15 protein-coding genes are annotated in these 18,198 nt (G+C 52.7%); 5 read left to right on the top strand and 10 right to left on the bottom strand.

The annotated features are described in order from the left end of the window. Window positions 1–10: 10 nt before the first annotated feature. The 4 genes from EYC87_RS04710 to EYC87_RS04695 form a co-directional block, all read right to left on the bottom strand. Entirely contained in the window at window positions 11–1,870 is a 1,860-nt protein-coding gene (locus EYC87_RS04710) for a DUF1302 domain-containing protein (protein WP_279251836.1), read from the bottom strand. A 488-nt stretch (window positions 1,871–2,358) separates the two neighbouring features. Next, entirely contained in the window at window positions 2,359–3,366 is a 1,008-nt protein-coding gene (locus EYC87_RS04705; protein ID WP_279251905.1) for an NAD-dependent epimerase/dehydratase family protein, read from the bottom strand. Window positions 3,367–3,384: 18 nt separating this feature from the next. Next, complete coding sequence (locus EYC87_RS04700) at window positions 3,385–4,137, bottom strand: SDR family NAD(P)-dependent oxidoreductase (protein WP_279251835.1); 753 nt, start codon at window positions 4,135–4,137, stop codon at window positions 3,385–3,387. Between the two features lie 96 nt (window positions 4,138–4,233). Continuing rightward, the gene (locus tag EYC87_RS04695) at window positions 4,234–5,319 is read right to left on the bottom strand and encodes an AraC family transcriptional regulator (protein ID WP_279251834.1); all 1,086 of its coding nucleotides are present in this window, start codon (window positions 5,317–5,319) and stop codon (window positions 4,234–4,236) included. A gap of 105 nt (window positions 5,320–5,424) precedes the next feature. Here EYC87_RS04695 and EYC87_RS04690 point away from each other — a divergent pair, with 105 nt between their 5' ends. Together EYC87_RS04690 and EYC87_RS04685 are read left to right on the top strand one after the other, a co-directional pair. Next, window positions 5,425–5,934, top strand: a complete 510-nt coding sequence (locus tag EYC87_RS04690) for a hypothetical protein (RefSeq protein ID WP_279251833.1) — start codon at window positions 5,425–5,427, stop codon at window positions 5,932–5,934. Window positions 5,935–5,956: 22 nt separating this feature from the next. Then, window positions 5,957–6,715: an SDR family NAD(P)-dependent oxidoreductase gene (locus EYC87_RS04685; RefSeq protein WP_279251832.1), complete on the top strand. Its 759-nt coding sequence runs from the start codon at window positions 5,957–5,959 to the stop codon at window positions 6,713–6,715. Window positions 6,716–6,721: 6 nt separating this feature from the next. Here the strand turns inward: EYC87_RS04685 and EYC87_RS04680 are convergent, their stop codons facing one another. Genes EYC87_RS04680 through EYC87_RS04670 form a run of 3 tightly spaced genes read right to left on the bottom strand, consistent with a single transcriptional unit; the run spans window position 6,722 to window position 9,379 of the window. Continuing rightward, the gene (locus tag EYC87_RS04680) at window positions 6,722–7,654 is read right to left on the bottom strand and encodes an NAD-dependent epimerase/dehydratase family protein (protein ID WP_279251831.1); all 933 of its coding nucleotides are present in this window, start codon (window positions 7,652–7,654) and stop codon (window positions 6,722–6,724) included. Window positions 7,655–7,672: 18 nt separating this feature from the next. Further along, window positions 7,673–8,728 (bottom strand): alkene reductase, encoded by a 1,056-nt coding sequence (locus tag EYC87_RS04675; protein ID WP_279251830.1) that lies wholly within the window; start codon window positions 8,726–8,728, stop codon window positions 7,673–7,675. Between the two features lie 9 nt (window positions 8,729–8,737). After that, on the bottom strand, window positions 8,738–9,379 hold the full coding sequence (locus tag EYC87_RS04670; protein WP_279251829.1) for a nuclear transport factor 2 family protein: 642 nt from the start codon (window positions 9,377–9,379) through the stop codon (window positions 8,738–8,740). A gap of 145 nt (window positions 9,380–9,524) precedes the next feature. Here EYC87_RS04670 and EYC87_RS04665 point away from each other — a divergent pair, with 145 nt between their 5' ends. Further along, window positions 9,525–10,397, top strand: a complete 873-nt coding sequence (locus tag EYC87_RS04665) for an alpha/beta hydrolase family protein (RefSeq protein ID WP_279251828.1) — start codon at window positions 9,525–9,527, stop codon at window positions 10,395–10,397. Here EYC87_RS04665 and EYC87_RS04660 read toward each other — a convergent pair. Beyond that, entirely contained in the window at window positions 10,371–12,095 is a 1,725-nt protein-coding gene (locus EYC87_RS04660; RefSeq protein ID WP_279251827.1) for an SLC13 family permease, read from the bottom strand. The genes EYC87_RS04665 and EYC87_RS04660 overlap by 27 nt on opposite strands. Before the next feature lie 189 nt (window positions 12,096–12,284). Here EYC87_RS04660 and EYC87_RS04655 point away from each other — a divergent pair, with 189 nt between their 5' ends. Both EYC87_RS04655 and EYC87_RS04650 read left to right on the top strand, forming a co-directional pair. Next, a complete protein-coding gene (locus EYC87_RS04655) occupies window positions 12,285–13,391 on the top strand; it encodes an alkene reductase (RefSeq protein WP_279251826.1) in 1,107 nt (368 codons plus the stop codon). A gap of 245 nt (window positions 13,392–13,636) precedes the next feature. After that, window positions 13,637–15,961, top strand: a complete 2,325-nt coding sequence (locus EYC87_RS04650; RefSeq protein ID WP_279251825.1) for a putative bifunctional diguanylate cyclase/phosphodiesterase — start codon at window positions 13,637–13,639, stop codon at window positions 15,959–15,961. A 28-nt stretch (window positions 15,962–15,989) separates the two neighbouring features. On the opposite strand, the gene EYC87_RS04645 is transcribed toward EYC87_RS04650, so the two are convergent. Continuing rightward, the gene (locus tag EYC87_RS04645; protein ID WP_279251824.1) at window positions 15,990–16,946 is read right to left on the bottom strand and encodes a DHH family phosphoesterase; all 957 of its coding nucleotides are present in this window, start codon (window positions 16,944–16,946) and stop codon (window positions 15,990–15,992) included. A gap of 60 nt (window positions 16,947–17,006) precedes the next feature. Further along, on the bottom strand, window positions 17,007–18,194 hold the full coding sequence (gene sat, locus EYC87_RS04640; protein WP_279251823.1) for a sulfate adenylyltransferase: 1,188 nt from the start codon (window positions 18,192–18,194) through the stop codon (window positions 17,007–17,009). Window positions 18,195–18,198: the final 4 nt, after the last annotated feature.

The raw sequence follows: 18,198 nt of genomic DNA, 5'->3' as shown, positions 1-18,198 counted from the left end.
TAGACCAATCCTAGAAGGTTCGCTTGGCAGTAATGGAAACATTGTCACGATCGGTCAACAAACCGCCAATGCCTGCTGCGACCGGACCGAAGAAGGCGTTGTAACGCATATCTACAGTCCACTTCTGGTCAATGCTCAGTTCCAAGCCGAGGCTGCCGCTTCCGCGCTCCTCATCACCACCAAAAGTGAAGGGGCTCTTTTCACCGTCAATCGTGTATGAAATCGAGGCGATCGCACTGAGATCCCAGCCGGGATAAATCTGGTACCAGGTCGGCTTGAATACGCCCCCGACGGTACTCACAACGCGGTCTTCATAGACGCGATAATCCAGCAGCGACACGTCTCCGCTCGCTCCCTCAGAGCAGCCTTCGGTGCACTTGTCTAACATCTGGAACGTGGCCTCGAAAATGTACGTACCGCCATCCCACAGTGGGCCACTACTCAGAAGGCCAATACCGTTGATAACGACCGACCAAACATCTCCGACCGGACCCAGGTAATTACTGGAGTCGTACTCGTCCCATTCCCCGGGCAGATAACTAAACGGCAGGTTCTCTTCAATCAAACCTACAAACCCTTCAGGTGCGCCATAAAAACGCTGGAAAGAGTTAGTCAGATCGGGAGCAAGGCCTGTATCCTGGCGCAAAACGATATCCGCACCAAAGCTGATGCCGCCAATTTCCTTGGCAAGTGAAATGGCATAAAGATCGATATCATCTTTGAACAGCCAACGGCTTTGCCCCAGTACAACGGTCCCTGTGTTGGGATCAATGTCTGGTGTATTTGGCGGGCAAGGCTCCAACAGCCCGACGGCACAGCCGCCATTCCAGGCTCCAAGTAATCCCGCTGCGAGCGGATCGCCTTGACCTGCCGCAAAATATGCGTATTGCCCTGTATCAAAACCCGCGTGCAGACCATGCAGGTTTTTATCCACATAATTCAGGTAGATAAAACTTGTCTCCAGCGACCACGCATCAACCCAATACTGGAGGTTAAACCCCCACTCATCGCTGTCAGCACGGTCTTTATTGCCTTCCAGGCCAACTCTTAGCGGATCTCCTGCTATAAAAGTTGCGAACTCTGTATCTTCTGTCAGGCCTTCCGCTGGGCTGAAATAAGTACCCGTCTCAGGCAGGCGATAACGCTCGTGCTCAAAGCTGTAATAAGCATTAAGAGTTAGATTGTCAGTGACCTGAAAAACTGTCGAAAGCTTGGCAGTAGGTCTGAATAGTTCCTTGGCTTCAGAGCCAGGTACCGAGAGAGCCTTCATAAAATCAACGGGAGCCATCGCACCGCCCACACCGGCGATCGCGCCTGTTGCCAGCAAGCTATTGCCCCAATAAATAGTGTGCCGTCCAGCACGCACACCGAGAGAAGTATCGCCGATGTACCAGTTACCAAATACGAAGGCATCTAAAATTTCGCCGCCAAGATAGTGAAGGTCTTCGGCCGAATCTGAATATTTGCCCGGACTTACACTGGGGCTTGCCCAGGTTTGAATGCGTTCTGACGGGTGGTCTGAATCTTTATAAGCGTGGTCATACCACGCAGAACCGCTGATCCGGAACCCGAAATCATCCTTCCAAATCACGTCGAATTCAGACAGCACGTCCAAACGAGTGCTGATGATACCGAGATTGCTACGATCAACAGAGAGGTCGGCATCATCCGCAAGACCAGCACCAACGGCGGAGTTTCCTCTACCGCCTTCATAAACATTTTTGTTCTGCTTTTCCACCCGAGACATCACGTTGGCTTTTACCGTGTTGTCCCAGCGAATTTCCCAATCATCGGATGTGTCAAACTGAAAAGCGTATGCTTGCGTACTGATGGCGGCGAGGACCGACATTGCTAGCAGCTTCTTCTTCATAGTACTTCCCTCTACGAGTATTAATAGGTGCTTAATGCATATTGCGGCTTTACCGCTATCGTCATGTTCCATTTCAATGTGCAAGCCGATTGCCCCCAGGCGTGGATTCACGCCCTTGGAGCACGGGATCTTTTATGCAATCTCTATCTTCTTCTGGCCAGTGTGTCCGTTCACTATATTGTGACGCCCCCAACTGCCGCTTCATGACTGCGAACGCAGTCTGCAACAAACGAGAACTATCGCCCTAGCGACGATCTTTCAACTCAAATTTATCCAGCCATTACCACGGGCAGCCTGGTCGCACATGTCCCTATTTCCCGAGGCGGCGGATATTACAACAGCTTAGCACTAATCGGGATATTGATATGGGACATGATTTTGTGATTTTAGGCCATATTTGACCCACGAGGCAGACCCCTAAGACGGAGAGCGTTAAGCTGGAGGCTTATTTGCAAACCGAGAGTCTCGCCAGGCGGCCAAACAGGGTGTTAATCCCTGGACTGGGCCAGCCGCCCTGCCTGCCTGGCGGTGATATGGCCTTCTTGATAAAGCCAGCGAATCGAGTCCGCCATAGTTTCTTCGAGTGGGCGGAACTCAAAGTCCAGCTCATTTTCAATGCGTGAGTTATCGAGTTGGACCCATTGAGTGGCGTAATTGAGCCCCTCCCGGGTAACGGGCAATTCCAACTTTAAAACAGGTGCCAAGGTATCGGCCAAGCTACCAGCAGCCCGCATGAGGCCCCCGCTGATCGGTAGCTGAATAATCTTGCGACCGGTCAATGCCTCTAGCTCAGGCCCAAGCTTTTTCCAGCTCAGATAATGCCCGCCCAGCACATAGCGATTGGAAGGAACCTCGTATTGCAGAATGTGTAAATGTGCTCGCGCAATGTCGCGGGCATCAACATACTGATTGCCGCTCGACATCAGCGGAACAAATTTGCTCAGGTAAGTTTGCAGACCAATATGGGCTTCTGTCATCTCCGGGGCATCTGGCCCCATCACCGATGCGGGATAAGTAATAAAAACCGGATGCCCCTGGGCCTGCAACGAGCGGGCGTATTCTTCACAAGCGACCTTGGAGCGGCCATAACCTCTGGGACTGGGGCCCGGCGGTGAGTCCTCGTTGAGTACGCTATCTGCAGGATCATAAATAGCAGTCACGCTAGACACATGGATAATAGTTTGCATGCCCATCTCAGCGGCCTCACCCAAGACATTATGCGCGCCTTGCAGATTGGTCCGATAAACGCGCTCGGCATCAGCAGCATGGGTGGACACCAGCGCTGCCACATGCACTACGCCATCGCAGCCCTCGAGGGCCTGCCGCACAGAAGCTGCGTCACCTATATCGCCAACGGTGTGATGCTGAATCACCCCCGGCCCGAACATACGCTCCATTTTATCTATACTACGAACCAGAAGGCTCACTTCCAGTCCCGCGTCCAACAACGCCATTACTGTGTGGTAACCGATAAACCCGGTCCCACCTGTTACCATTACTCGCACATTACCTCCTTAGGCTATAAGGGCTTGGCCGCCGTCTAAACCGATGCTCTGCCCGTTCACGTAGGATGATCCTTTACTGCATAACAGTGCCACAAATCGCCCGATATCGTCCTCGCAGTCACCTACCCTTTGTTGCGGGATACTCTGGATAAATTCAGCTGCTTCTTCCGGCTTGTTTTCTATCCACCAGGCGAGTCCAGGAGACTTGGCGTGGGGCAAAATAACATTGGTACGAATGCCGTCAGCGCCCCACTCACAGGCCGCAGCCCTGGTTAACGACCGAATCGACTCTTTGGTAGCGGCATAGGCTCCGTAGCCTGTCATATCCCAGCGTTTGCCAGCGGAACTGCCAAGATTAACGATCGAGCCATCGCCCTTCAAATGAGGGTAGCAGAGCTTCATCATCCGCAGAGTCGCCAAAGGGCCCGACTCAAAACCGGCGGTAAACGCTTCATCACTCACCTGCTCCAGCGTCCCAAGCGGCACTTCCTGGGCATTATTCACCAGAATCTGCAATCCTCCAAAATGAGCCACCACAGACTCTACACAGCGGGTCAGCGACTCCAGAGACTTTACCTGACACTCTATTGCCACCGCATCACCGCCGCGTTCAATAATTTGTTCACACGTAGACTCCAACTTTGACAGGGTTCTTCCAGTGACAGCAACCCGTGCTCCCTCTGCTGCCAATGCCAGGGCAATACCTTGTCCTACCCCCTGCCCCGCCCCAGTGACCAGCGCCACTTTTCCTTGCAACAACATTTAACGCCTCCTGATTGCTGAATATCGAGGGACCATTATGATCGAACGTACTGTTTAGTCTGAAGCGGAAGCGGCCAGATTAACTGGCTTTTCAGTTCAGCTGAGATCCTGGGCAAGCGCCTGGATTTTTTCCCGGTAGGTTCGAGGCGTCTCACCCGTCCAATTCTTGAAAGACCGCACAAAAGAACTGGGCTCTGTAAAGCCAAGGTAGTCCGACAAGTCAGCTACTTTGGAATCTTCGTTAAGCAACTTGTCTATCGCCACCTGACACCGAACCTCATCTTTAAGCTGCTGATAACTGGTGGACTCGCCCTGCAACCTGCGTCGCAGGCTGGACTCAGACATGTGCAGTTGTGCGGCAATATCAGAGAACGAAGGCAGCCCCACTGCAAGGTCAATAGTAATTAATGATTTGATGGCTGCACTGGTGCTGGCGGGCTTTCGCTCGATCAAGATCAATTGATAGATTGCGTTTTCGAGAAACTCCCGCAAGGAGTCGACAGTATGAACAATACGACGCTCCAACTGCTCAGCAGAAAAAGAGAAATTAGTATCCGGCGCATCAAACAAGACCTTGCTATGAAAATTCGCACTGAGACTTTCGTGATAAGCACTATTGAGAAAGGGTGCTGAGATATTGGCCTGCTCTATCGCCAGCGACTCACCTACCAACCAGCCACAGAGTGCATGCCAAATCAACAGCCCAGACGCCTTTGCCACGGTATCCTGATAATCAGCCCTGTCCCAGTTATCAGGCACTAGAGCCGCGCCGCGTTCAGTGAAGCGAATGTGATAGCCCAGGATCGCGGTATCGCCCTCAACATCCAGACAAACCCGATGGCCTATCATTGGGTACACCATCTTTTCATAGCGCACAGCAAGCACCAGTGCATCGCCCAGGGTACGCGCACCTATCATGCAATGGCACATAAGTTCGAAGGCTTCACTGCCGACTCCCGCAGCCCATGGCAGGGGTTGCTTGAGAGTCTGCATCTCCACGACCGCTTCTTTGTAAAGCCTGGAATAGTGCTGCCCGGGAATGGTCTCGGCCTCGTCGAGTTTCAAAATGCGCTGGCGTGAAAGCCTGGCCCTCGCAGCAATGGCATCGACATCAAGTTCCAGTCGTTTCAAATAATCAAAAAGACGATGGAACTTGCGGGCAGAAACGCTAACTTCATTCATAGAGGCTTCGGTAGATAATGTTTATAAATGTGACCTAAGTGGCCCTACCCTGAGATATCCGTAAGCCTATCATAAGCAGATTATGGAACAACAACAGGTTGAGTAATGGTGTCAGGAGCAACGAGAGAGCATCTCAAACACGAGGCGTTGGTGAGCGGCCTGTCCAATGCACTATTTAACGGCATCATCGCATGGTTCCTGATTCGATCAGGCCCGGCCCTGCAGTGGGGTGGAGAGCACAGCTTCGCCATTGATGTCACTGCCACAGCACTACTTCTCCCGCTTATTGTCGCGCTAATTGTCATTCCCTTACAGCGCTCCAAACAAAAGAAAGGTAAACTGCAGACCATGAGCCTTGGGCCTGAATCACCCATCCAGTGCTTGGCTAATCTTTTGCCCTACTCCACCGGCAAGAGTGCCATTGTGTTTGGACTCGTGGGCATGTTGGTGATTGCGCCGACGACTCTCCTTGGCTTCTACCTGCTAGGTGTCACCGAGATTGCGCCACTGCACTATGCCATTTTCAAAGGCTTGTGGGCTGGCTCTATGGCTGCTGTACTGGTATTACCAATGGTGCTGGTCGCACTTCGAAAAACAGGCAAGGAACTCGCCTGATGCAGTGTATCCGGGGATAAGAATGGGATTACTTGACGATAAGGTAGGTGTAGTCACCGGCGCAGGCCAGGGCATCGGGCGCGCCATTGCTATGCGCTGTGCTGCAGAAGGCGCGAAAATCATGGTCGCAGATTTCAACAGGGATATGGGCGAGGAAACGGTTAACCTGATCCAGCAAGCAGGTGGAGATGCCGCTTTTGCTTTCGGCGACGTCAGTGACGAAGAGTCAGTGAAATCCATGATCGACTCGGTTATCAAGAGCTATGGCCGTCTGGACATTGCCTGCAACAGTGCAGCACTTAGCCGCGGTGCAGGCCCTATTCACGAGTATACGCGAGAGGTTTTCGACCAAACCCTGCAAATGTGTCTGACCAATACCTGGCTGTGCATGAAATATGAAATTCCACAGATGCTTGCTCAGGGCGGCGGCGCTATAGTTAACATCTCTTCCAATGCGTCACTTCGCGGGCAGGCTTACAACACCGCCTATGCAGCAGCGAAAAGCGGCGTCAATTTACTGACAAAAAGCTCCGCTGCTGAATACGGTGGCCAGGGTATTCGCATCAATGCTGTGTCGCCAGGCGTGATCCGAACACCGGGCGTGGAGAAATATTTTGAAGATCAGCCTGACATGGCACAAGGGCTAAAACGCGCAGCGGTAATGAATCGCCTGGGAGAACCTGAGGAAATTGCCGAAGCGGTTGTGTTCCTGTGTAGCGATCGCGCCTCATTTATCACCGGTCAACTGCTCTCTGTTGACGGCGGCGGCGCCGTTAAGTAAGCGGATTCAGTTCTTAGAGACCAACCATTGGGGAGCCAAATGCTCGATTTGGCTACGAATACCCTCGCGCCAATCCATCCGAGTTGGGCCTATCAACGCGTGCATTTTTTCTGTATCAATAGCAAGACTGCCGAAAGCGTTGGGGTTCGCTGCAAATATCGCTTCAAAGCCTGTCAGCTCTCCAATGTGAGCGCACCACTGTTCAATACTGACCCGCTCTGAGCCACCAAAATTAAGCGTCGTAACTTCCTTACTCGCCGCTCCCAACAGGTAGGGTATTTTCTCGATATAGTCTGCAACATGCAGCGGATTGTAATAATTCGGTTGGTCTGGATGCAGCTCGATAGGTATACCCTTCTGCATCATTAGCATATGAAAGTACATCCAGCCGCCATTGTCTCCATAGGGTACGCTAAGCCTGGCTATGGTGGTTGGAATGCCATACTGGTGCGCTGTAAAGCGGCATACAGTTTCCGCCGCTATTTTGGAGATACTGTAGGTGGGAAACATGACTCGATGGTTGTCACCCAAAGGCGCATTTTCTGTGCGCGGCTCCTGCCCTGCATACTCATAAACTGCAGTCGATGAAAAATGAACAAACGCGCGCACGCGACTGCATCGAATCATGAGGTGGCCCAGCCCCTCGGCATTAGCTGCTAAGTCATAATCAAAGTCACCACTTTTTACTACCGCAAAATTGAGCACATATTCGATGTCAGCCGGAATAGCTTGCAAGGTTTCGGGCTTCGCTAGGTCAGCCTGTATCACCGTAGCACCCAGTGCCTGGATCTTTTCTTTATCCGCTGGCTTGGAAAAGCGCGCCAATGCATAGACATCTGCAATAGCGGCAAAGTGTTCCACCACTGGCAGCGCCACCTGGCCAGTGGGCCCGGTGATTAATAATTTACTTCCGGCCAGATCAACGGGTTTTACCGGCACCTGTAGCTCCTTCTGTCTTTAAAGTTTTGGGTAGCTGGTATATCCATCCGCGCCCGGAGTGTAAAGTGTCCCCGGATCAAGTCGCGCTAGTTTGGCCCCGGACGCCCAGCGAATCGGTAAATCTGGATTAGCGATAAATGCCCGGCCAAACGACACCGCACTGAGGCCTCCGTCTGCAATCGCTTGCGTCGCCTCATCGAAACGGTAACTGTCATTGCCAATCAAACTGTCAGCAAAAAAGCGTTGCCCTAACGCGATATTGTCGATTCCTGCGGAGGGCATTCGAATCACATGGAGATAAGCCAGGCCCATAGCACTGGCTTGTTTGAGCAAGCAGGTGAAAGTCTCTTCTGGATTCTCGTCCTTGAGATCATTGAACGGGTTGCCCGGGCAAATTCGCATACCGACCTTCCGCGGCCCACCCACTGAAGAAATAGCACTGAGTACTTCCAATACAAACCTGCAACGGTTGCCCACGCTGCCACCGTACTCATCCTCGCGTTGATTGCTGCCAGTGGACAAAAACTGTGCTGGCAGGTAGCCACTGGTACAGTGTAGTTCAACACCATCGAAACCGGCGTCATAGGCGTTCTGGGTCGCCCTGCGATAGCCCTCTGCAACACCTGTAATTTCTTCAATGGTCAGGGCTCTTGGAGTGTCCAGTGCCTGCATACCTGCCTGATCGGTATAAATCTCGCCTCTCGCGGCAATGGCCGAAGGGGCTACAGTCTCGGCACCATCAGGTTTGTTCAGTCGATTCGACACCCGACCAACATGCATAAGCTGCGCGACAATCGTACCGCCTTCGTCGTGAACTGCGTCAGTGACCTTGCGCCAGGCGGCCACCTGCTCTGAAGTATACAAACCCGGCGTACGACAGTAGCCCAATCCATCAGCGTTAGGGGCTATCCCCTCGGATACAATCAGACCAGCTCCGGCTCGCTGGCGATAATATTCCACCATTAAATCATTGGGCGTCGCATCGACACTGGATCGACTGCGGGTCATTGGCGCCATCACGATTCTATTGCGCAAACGCAGATCGCCCAACGCTAAAGGTGTAAACAAATCCATACCAGCCTCCTAACGTACCCTGATTTTTGGTTCGCCAGCATTACGGCGCATTGTATTAAGAAATTGATCCAGCGGAGCCGGTGAGGCAACCTCCGGTTCATCCAAGCCCGGCGGATTGTTCCAGAAGTCCTGCCAACTGGGCCAAAGATCATGATATGCCCCGGCATAGGGCTCCCGATCAGGCCAGCGCATCTTGTTGTCACCCACCGGTGGTTTATTGATATCGGTTGCATACCAATAGCAAGGCAGCCGGCGGCGAAAATACCAACGCTCGTCTATACGTTCGTAGTTGTCCCAGTAAAGCATCTGCATAATGACCCATTCAGCGCCGCCATCAGACCGAGCAGTCTCGTGTTCATTCTTGCTGTAAACCACGCCATGGGCATGATCTACGTCATCAAACTCAATGACATGATTACCGATATGGTGAGAGGTTCCAGTGAACTGGAGCCTCAGGGTGTCATCAAGCCAATGTTTCAAATAGGCTCTGCCCACCTTGTCCCTGCTGACCCTGATATCCTCCGCGAACAAGTTGACGTGAGAGTCCAGGTCGCGCATGTCCAGCGACAGCGAATACTTGGCGGCCAGTTGTCGAATTTCGTCCAAGGACTCCAAGCGATCCAGCCGCGCCAAAATATCTTCGTCAGCCATGAGTTTTATTTCCCCTGTTTGCGAGTACCACAGCTTAGTTTTGCTTCCCGCTGCGAGCAACAACCAGATCAACCGATTTCGATGGCATTAAAGGCCAACGGGAATATAGTCCGGACCGGGATAGATAATATGATATAAATCTCTCATGCAAATTCAATACATTCCAACCGCTGATAAAATTTCGGTCCCCATCTACTGGTTTTGTGCACAAAGCCCCCGGGCGACTTTATTGCTGCAACCGGCGCTGGGGATACAAGCAAAACTGTATTGTAAGTTGGCCGAGGGGCTCGCCGAGCAAGGCTGCGCCACGGCCATTTTGGAACAGCGAGGTCACGGACTCAGTAGTTTCAGGCCAGGCTACAAAAGCAACTATTCGTTCAACGAAACCCTGGATTGTGATATTCCCGCCGCCATGAACTGGCTTGCCGCAGAGATTCCCGGTGTCCCGCGCTTGCTTGGTGGGCACAGCCTTGGTGGGCATTTATCCACCATCTACGCTGGCATGCATCCACAAGAGATTCATGCCGTGGTTCACCTGGCCTGTGCGTTCCCTTACATCAACGACTATGCCGGCCGCCAACAGCGCATGCTGCAACTACTGTGCGGTTTAATTCCCCTTTTTTCGGTCGCGCCCGGATTCTATCCCGGGCACCTGCTGGGGTTTGGCGAAAGAGAATCCCTGGACATGATGAACCAGTGGCGACAGTGGGCTAAAACAGGAAACTTTGACTTTGACAAGCGCAGGGGCCTAGCTGCGGCGGTGAATAACTTCAAGGGACCGGTGCTGTCTATCGGCTTTGAGGAGGATAACTTCTGCACCGACAGCGCAGTCGAGCGCGCCCTGGCACCCTACACCCAATCAACAATTCATAGAGTCACCCTGAGCGAACAAGAACAGGGATGTTACCTGGGCCATAGCAGGTGGGCAAGGTCTCCTCACGGAGTTGTCAGCAGTATCACCCAATGGTTGGAAGAGGTCTTGACCGGCCCATCAAAATGGAAAAACGATAGGCAGTAAAACAATGACCACTGCGGAATAAACGATGGATAAAGGCAGCCCGGCCCGGAAGTAATCCTTCAGCTCATAGCGACCCAGGTTTTGCACCATCAGGTTGGTGGTGTAGCCATAGGGTGTGAGAAAACTTGCACTCGCCCCAAAAGCCACCGTCATGACAAACGGCATATAGGACAGCCCATAGCTCTCCGCCAAGCCAAAGGCGATGGGGAATACCAGTGCCGCTGCAGCGTTGTTGGTCATTGTTTCTGTCAGCAACAAGGTGCCAAAATAGATGCCGGCCAAGGCTGCATATGGCCCCAGCGGGGCCAAGTGGTCGTGCAGAAAATTAGCCAGCGTCTCAACCAAGCCAGCGTTGGTCAGCGCCTGGGATAAGGTTAATGCAGACGCGATAATAAGCCAGAGCTCGAATGGAAACCTGCGCCTTAATTCAGATCCTCGAACCACGCCCAGAACCAACATGCTGACAAGTAGAAACGCCATTCCCTTAATGAGTGGAACCGCTCCGGTCGTTGCCAGGGCGATAACGACTAGCAGCGTGGCTGTAACCAGGTAGTTCTGAATCGGCGTGGTTTTCGCTCCTCCAACGGAATCATCAACAACTACAAAATTCTTGTCCAGGTTTTTACGCTCATTGAAATCCGGACCAACAGCCAGCATCATGCTGTCGCCTGCTTGAATAGTAATGTTACCTAGCTTTCCGGACAGCCGCTTGCCGCCCCGGCGCATGCCCACTACAGCGGCATCGAACAGCGAGCGGAAGCCGCTGTCCTTGACCGTCTTACCCTCGATGGATGCATTGGGCATGACGATAACTTCCATCATATTCTCGCGCAACAAGCCCTCTTCCACCGCGAACAATTGCAGACCGTTAAATCGTTCCAGTGCATTTAAATGCTTGACGTCTCCTGAAAATATCAGCTTGTCGCCTGCTTCGACGTATTCGTGTGGTGCCACTGGGGAGATCAGATAATCATCACGTACAATTTCGACGAGGAACAAGTCATCCATATCGCGCAAGCGGTTTTCCATGATGCTCTTACCCACCAGCGGTGAATCCGTGGCCACTTCAGCCTCAATGAGGTATTCGTTGATATCTATTGAGTCGTCTTGAGATGCTGGCAGAAGCCTTGCGCTGAGTAACATGACCACCAACCCCAGAACAGTGACGGAGGCACCCACTACAAAGAAGTCAAAGAAGGCCAAACCTTGCCCGGTAACATCCTCCAGAAAGCTGCTGACGATCAGGTTGGTAGATGTACCGATCAGAGTCATGGTGCCCCCAAGAATGGCAGCGTAAGACAAGGGGATCAGCAACTTTGACGCGGGGTGGTGTTTGTTACTGCGCACCGTGTGCGCAAGCGTTGCCACTACTGCAGTGTTATTAACAAACGCAGAGAAAAACGCCGTGACAACTCCCAGTCGCAGCAGGCTCGCCGAATAACCTGATGTAATCAGCTTTCCTGACAAGCGCGACAGCCAGGACAACTTCTCCAGTCCTACTGACACCAGCAGCAACAATATCAGGGTCATAAGCCCGCTATTGGAGGCCTTCGCCAACACATCGGCAGTATCGACAAATCCCAAAAAGTAGGCCGCAAGCGTGGTGCAGGTAAACACCCACACCGCAGGCCAATCGGTAAATATAAGGCTGGCCAGAAGGCACAGAAACAAAGCGGTAATCAACAGCTGATCAATCATTGAGCGATTCAAATTCCCACAGACAGAACGCCTAGCATACTGGGTTGTGGCCCACTGGGACAACCGGAGATCATCACAGTCTGATCAGACAAACCATCGCCTCCTATCCCAACGGCGCACTGGAATTCGCTGTCTCCGCGAGGATAATAAGACTCGAACGATTAGAATCTGCCCAGTTGGAGTGCTCTGTTGAATATTTCCCCCAAAGCTTTATCCCCCGTATCGCTGGGTGCGCTGCCACTGACGAACCGCATCGCCATGGCCCCCATGACCCGGGGCCGAGCCCCAGAGCGCATTCCTAACGACAACATGCTGAATTATTATGCTCAAAGAGCAGGCGCTGGACTGATCATCAGTGAGGCCACCCAAATTTCACAGCAAGGCACGGGGTCTGTCGCCACTCCCGGAATTGAAACCCCGGAGCAAATCGCCGGATGGAGAAAAGTCACGGATGCGGTGCATGCGGCGGGTGGCAAAATTGTTTGCCAGATTTGGCATGTAGGTCGAGTGTCGCACGCCTGTTTTCAAGATCAGGGACAGCCCCCTGTGTCTTCTTCCGCTGTCGCCGGGCAAGTAAACACTTTCACTGCCGATGGCTTCGTGCCATGCACCCCGCCGCGAGCACTGCAAGTAGAAGAAATACCGGCAGTGGTGAAGCAATACAGGCAAGGAGCTATTCACGCTATGGAAGCAGGCTTTGACGGCGTACAAATCCATGCCGCAAACGGCTATTTAATAGACCAATTCTTGCGAGATGGCGTCAATCAAAGGGCCGATAACTTTGGTGGAAGCATTGAAAACCGTGCTCGTTTTTTGCTTCAGGTAACGGATTCTGTTTGCGCTGCCGTTGGCGCAAACCGCACCTCCGTAAGGCTGTCTCCGTTCACTGTGACCTGGGACTGCACAGACAGCGACCCAAGGTCCATTTTTAGCCACGCTATCAGGGAGCTGGACAAAAGGCGCCTGGCCTTTCTGGAAGTTGTTGAGCGGGGGTTTGACTCGATTGCCGTTAGTAATAGCACTGACGCTGAACCCGGTATCTTTTGCCCCGCCGACATACGCAAGCTCTACACCGGCAAGCTAATGGTCAATGGCGGTTACGACCAACAATCCGCTGAAGCGGCACTCGCCAGCGGCCATGCTGATGCTGTCTCTCTGGGACGCCCGTTTATCTCAACGCCCGATGTGGTCGAACGTTATCAGGCGGGAGTGGAACTCAACGTTCAATTGAACCCCACCACATGGTATGGCGGCGACGGCGAAGGCTACTGCGATACAGCCTCTATGGAGCCTTGAGCCCTCGTGCTGCAGCCTTTTCTCTGCCCTCTACAGGCAAAAATACCTGGTTAAAACCAGCAATTGAAATTGCCAGATGTTGATAGCGCATGCTAGTTTTGATGACACATTTGTCCGATCGATAACGCAAAAACAAGGTGTTGCCGCAAAGGACAGCCACATTAAATCAAGACTAAAATAATAGGGATGAGCTGGCATGCATTTTTTTGCGGCAGGCAAGCCGTATCACCGGCGGTGCCAGTAGTTTGAGCATTTCTGCGCGATTCAGCCTGTTAATAGCGTTGGCCATTGTACTCATGGGAATCGTATCCGGGCTGACGACAGCGTCTCGGGATTACAGTACTCAGTTATCTGTGGTCACCGGTCGTGTGGAATCAGAGTTACTGAGCCATCCGGATCTTCAATTCGCTATTTACGGTGCCGACACTCAGCGCTTGAAAACACGACTGGACGAGTTTCTCAGGGAAGATTCCAGCGCCTCCGCCCAGGTCTATAATGGCCAAGGCAAGATGTTAGTCTCGGCACAGCGCCCTGACGCAACTGCCTTTACCCCAGCTGCTTTCAACCTGATCAGACGTTCCCTGTTACCAGGGGACCCGGGCTTACTCTCCTTCGACAGTTCTACCGGGACACCACAGGAAACAGGCTTTAGTAGCGCATTGTTCGATCCAGACGCGCCCATTTACCAAACCTTGCCAGTGTTCACCGAGGTGAATACCGGCAAAACAGGACTCAGCGCTACCGATTTCGCCATTGCCATGACAATGAAGCCAAGTTCTTCCAGCCAGCGCATCATTGGCTACGTGCAGGTACTTTGGGATCCGTCTGTTCTGCGTTCCAAGGCAATCGCAGCTGGCACCCGAGTGCTGATGATCAACGTTGTATTTGCACTCATGTGCGGGGCGATCGCATGGGCGTTTACATATCGAGTCACCCGCCCGTTGCGTGAGCTTGCAAATATCGCTGACTCGATAGCGTCCGGGCAGGTCAAGGAGCCGATTAAAGTTCAGGGCAGCGGCGAGATCCAAGAAATTGCGCGGCTCTTCAACAGTGTCATTGAAGGGTTAAGCGACTCGAAGAAGGTTCATGAAGTAGATAAGCGACTACTCAGCCTGAAGGTCGAAGAGCGAAGTTCGCAATTATCTGAGCGTAATGTGGAACTGAACAAAGTCGTTGAGGAAGCCAACGAAGCAAAGAATCGAGCTCATCACCTCGCTAACTACGATAACCTGACTTCACTTCCCAACCGTCGCCTGCTCACCGAACAGCTGGATTTACTGCTAAAACTGAACCAGCGGAGTGGCCATACCCTGGCCCTGCTGTTTATCGACCTGGACGATTTCAAGCGAGTTAACGACTCTCTGGGTATTGGTGCTGGCGACCAACTGCTTGTTGAGGTGGCCAGGCGCCTGTCTCACGCGGTTCGCGACAGTGATTCGGTCGGCCGCTATGCCAGTAGCAATACCGAGATCGATGTAGCGCGGTTAGGAGGAGACGAATTTACTGTCATCCTCAACCAGCTGGACACCGCTGGGTCAGCGCAACTGGTGGCGCAGCGTCTGGTGCAAAAACTCACCGCCCCACTCGCTATCCAGGGTCGCGATTTAGTCCTCCACCCCAGCCTGGGAATTGCAATAGCACCTAATGACGGCAAGGATGTGGAGAGCTTGTTGAAAGCCGCGAGTATCGCCAAATTTCACGCCAAACAAACCGACGGCGCGAGAATTGGAATCTATCAAAGCAACATGGCACAGGAAGGCGAAGACCGCCTTCGCCTCGAGTCCGACCTGCGCAAGGCAGTAAAGAGCAATGCGCTCAGCCTGCACTACCAACCCCAGATCGATACCCATTCGGGCTCGGTTCTGGGTGCCGAGGCTTTACTGCGTTGGGAGCATCCGGAACTGGGCTCGATTCCGCCCGAAAAACTGATCACCCTGGCCGAAGATATAGGCTTGATGGGGCAACTTGGCGATTGGGTTTTGGTACAGGCCTGCCAACAACTTCGTAGCTTTGAAGATGAGGGCATAAAGCTGGCGAAGGTTGCCATTAACGTTTCCGCTGAGCAATTCACCCCTACCTTCATCCAACGCGTGGGGGTGGTCATTGACGAGACCGGTATCGACCCCCGTCAATTAGAGCTCGGTCTCACTGAGGCAGTCATGTCCAGCAACGACCCCGAAACGATCGCTTCCTTAGCGCTGCTTAAAGCAAGTGGAGTTTATCTTTCTGTCGATGACTTTGGCACCGGCTACTCACCGATTAACTACCTGGCCCAGTACCCCCTGGACGAAATCAAGATAGATCGCAGTTTTCTTATCGACGCCGAGAAATCAGACAATGGTGCAAATCTTGTGATCGCGATCATCGCCATGGCAAAAAGCATGGAACTACGTGTGCTGGCGTCTGGCGTCGAAACGGAGTCACAGTTTCACTTTCTCACCCGTAACGGTGCCAGCCTGATTCAGGGCTATCTGTTCAGCAAACCGGTTCCAGCCGAGGAACTCAAGCCCATGCTCGCTCCCTGGCACTTTGTGGATCGCGTGCAAAAACTGGCTGACTCAGCGCCTTGATCTACCGAGGTATCATTACTTTAAAGTCTCAGTTCCCGTAAGTAACAGAGAAAGCCTCTACAAAGTCATCCAGCCTGTCTGCAGGCAAGTCGTTAATGCCTGCGGCGGCAGCTCTGCCGCCCCCGGTCGGAAACTGCATACAAAGCTGGGCAGCGCCCTGTTTGTTGTTAAGTGGTGCTCGCACGCTGACCAGGTAGCCGCCGTCAGTTTTACAGGTCAATACCGCGTGAGCACGATCGGGATTGGCAATAGCAAGGTCATTACTGTAAACACCGCTCACACGACGTGCCCAGGCCTCATTCGGCAACTGGAAAACCGCTGTCCTCGTTCCTTCGTGGCTGGGCTGTAAACCCTGTGCCATCGCCATGTCAGAGGCATAGCCTTCACTCAACCGAGCAAAATCCGGCGAAGCGCTAACGAATTCCAGGGCGCTGGGAGCCGCATACAGCCGCTGATAAAGATCTTCGGGATCAAAGTGCAAATCCTCTATCGAAGGACCGTAACCGTTGTAATTAATACATACGCCCAGCTGCTCCAGGCTGTCCAGATCCGAGGCTGAAACATTCAGGTTTTTAGCCAGGGTGCGAGCCGTCTCTTTCAGGTTATCGCCAAAACTGCCTGTGACCGCCCAATCCAGATGAGAGCCTTGCAGATAGCCATTGACCAACGCCGCTGTGCACACGTCCGGAGCCTCGTTGATGATAGTTTCCAGCCCCGGATGCTGCGGTATCTCTCCAGGAAAATGGTGATCCACATAAAACACTGAGGCGCCGGCTGTCAGCGCCTTTTCCAGGCCAGATTTATTCTTATCCATGGAGACGTCAAGAACAGTTAGCTTGTCCCCGCGTTCCGCGTGGATCTTGCCCATAAGGTTAATGTCGCGCTTGACACCGGTTACCAGGGTTGAATCCCGAGGTTCCGCCTTGCGTAACTGTAGTAATGCGCAAATACCATCGGCATCGCCATTAAAAATGTCGTAGTCCATCGCCTATTTCCAGAGTGTGGCGGGATCCTCGCAGCGCGACCATCCCGCCAGAACTACTTATCAGCTATCCAACAGTTGATAATAATCAGAAAGGATCTTGGCTACCTCGGGACGCGAAAACTCGGGAGGTGGTGCAATGCCCTTACCCAGCATTTCTCGCACTGCCGTACCGGACAATAGTACAAAATCGTCTTTGGAGTGGTCAGGCGCATCACGCATCATCACTACCTTATTCAACTTTTTGCTATAGGCAGTGTGATCTGCATTGTATATCTGCAGTTCCAACGCACCCTCAGGCACTTCCTCTTCAAAGATTGTTTGTGCATCGAAGCCGCCATAGTAGTCGCCAACGCCAGCATGATCTCTACCGACAATCAGATGCGAACAACCGCAATTTTGACGAAATACCGCGTGCAGCACGGCTTCTCTGGGACCGGCATAGAGCATATCGAAGCCGTACCCGGTAATCATCACTGTGTTTTCGGGGAAATACACCTCAACCATTTTACGGATAGAGGCGTCGCGAACTTCAGCTGGAATATCCCCCGGCTTGAGTTTACCCAATAGCATGTGAATGAGAATGCCATCCGTGCCCAGATCTTCCATCGCCATCCGGCATAGCTCTTCATGGGCCCTGTGCATGGGGTTGCGCGTCTGGAAGGCGACAACCTTGTTCCATCCGTGCTCTGCGATTTCATTGCGAATCTCGACAGCGGTGCGGAAAGTGTCAGGAAAGTCTGCCTGGAAATAAGAGAAGTTCAAAACCTGAATCGAGCCAGAGAGCATAGTTTTACCCAGGCTCTTGAAGGTAGCTACGCCGGGATGATTCGGGTCCAGAGTGCGGAATATTTTTTCCGCCATGAAGTCGATCTGCTCTTCGGTGACCGACTCTACTGCATCCACGTCCATTATTGCCAACACCGGATTACCTTCGACATTGGGGTCGCGCAATGCAATGCGACTTCCTGCTTCGACACCGGCTTCACTGGTAAGATTGAGGACTGGCACTGGAAAGAACAGGCCCGAACTGGTGTGCATGTTTTCTGCCACCGCCATTGCGTCTGCCAGATTCATATAGCCGGTCAGTGGGTTAAAATAACCGCCACCCAGCATTACCGCATTGGCTGCGGCCGCGGAGTTGAGCAAAATCGAGGGCAGGTTTTCCGCCTCTGCTTCTAAAGCGTGGCGCTGTTCACTATTGTCGACAAACAGTGGATTCAGTTCGTCAGATCCATGTGGCTTAATCATTGTA

This window comes from Candidatus Seongchinamella marina, assembly GCF_026262685.1.
GTDB classification, from domain to species: domain Bacteria; phylum Pseudomonadota; class Gammaproteobacteria; order Pseudomonadales; family Halieaceae; genus Halioglobus; species Halioglobus marinus.
Note: the sequence above shows the minus strand (reverse complement) of the source record. Positions and strands in the feature narration are given on the sequence as shown.

What these genes read in the sequence shown, in the direction of transcription:
- EYC87_RS04710 (WP_279251836.1), bottom strand. Translation starts at nt 1,870, where the DNA reads ATGAAGAAGAAGCTGCTAGCAATGTCGGTCCTCGCCGCCATCAGTACG.
- sat (WP_279251823.1), bottom strand. Translation starts at nt 18,194, where the DNA reads ATGATTAAGCCACATGGATCTGACGAACTGAATCCACTGTTTGTCGAC.
- EYC87_RS04705 (WP_279251905.1), bottom strand. Translation starts at nt 3,366, where the DNA reads ATGGTAACAGGTGGGACCGGGTTTATCGGTTACCACACAGTAATGGCG.
- EYC87_RS04665 (WP_279251828.1), top strand. Translation starts at nt 9,525, where the DNA reads ATGCAAATTCAATACATTCCAACCGCTGATAAAATTTCGGTCCCCATC.
- EYC87_RS04675 (WP_279251830.1), bottom strand. Translation starts at nt 8,728, where the DNA reads ATGGATTTGTTTACACCTTTAGCGTTGGGCGATCTGCGTTTGCGCAAT.
- EYC87_RS04685 (WP_279251832.1), top strand. Translation starts at nt 5,957, where the DNA reads ATGGGATTACTTGACGATAAGGTAGGTGTAGTCACCGGCGCAGGCCAG.
- EYC87_RS04690 (WP_279251833.1), top strand. Translation starts at nt 5,425, where the DNA reads ATGGTGTCAGGAGCAACGAGAGAGCATCTCAAACACGAGGCGTTGGTG.
- EYC87_RS04645 (WP_279251824.1), bottom strand. Translation starts at nt 16,946, where the DNA reads ATGGACTACGACATTTTTAATGGCGATGCCGATGGTATTTGCGCATTA.
- EYC87_RS04670 (WP_279251829.1), bottom strand. Translation starts at nt 9,379, where the DNA reads ATGGCTGACGAAGATATTTTGGCGCGGCTGGATCGCTTGGAGTCCTTG.
- EYC87_RS04695 (WP_279251834.1), bottom strand. Translation starts at nt 5,319, where the DNA reads ATGAATGAAGTTAGCGTTTCTGCCCGCAAGTTCCATCGTCTTTTTGAT.
- EYC87_RS04700 (WP_279251835.1), bottom strand. Translation starts at nt 4,137, where the DNA reads ATGTTGTTGCAAGGAAAAGTGGCGCTGGTCACTGGGGCGGGGCAGGGG.
- EYC87_RS04660 (WP_279251827.1), bottom strand. Translation starts at nt 12,095, where the DNA reads ATGATTGATCAGCTGTTGATTACCGCTTTGTTTCTGTGCCTTCTGGCC.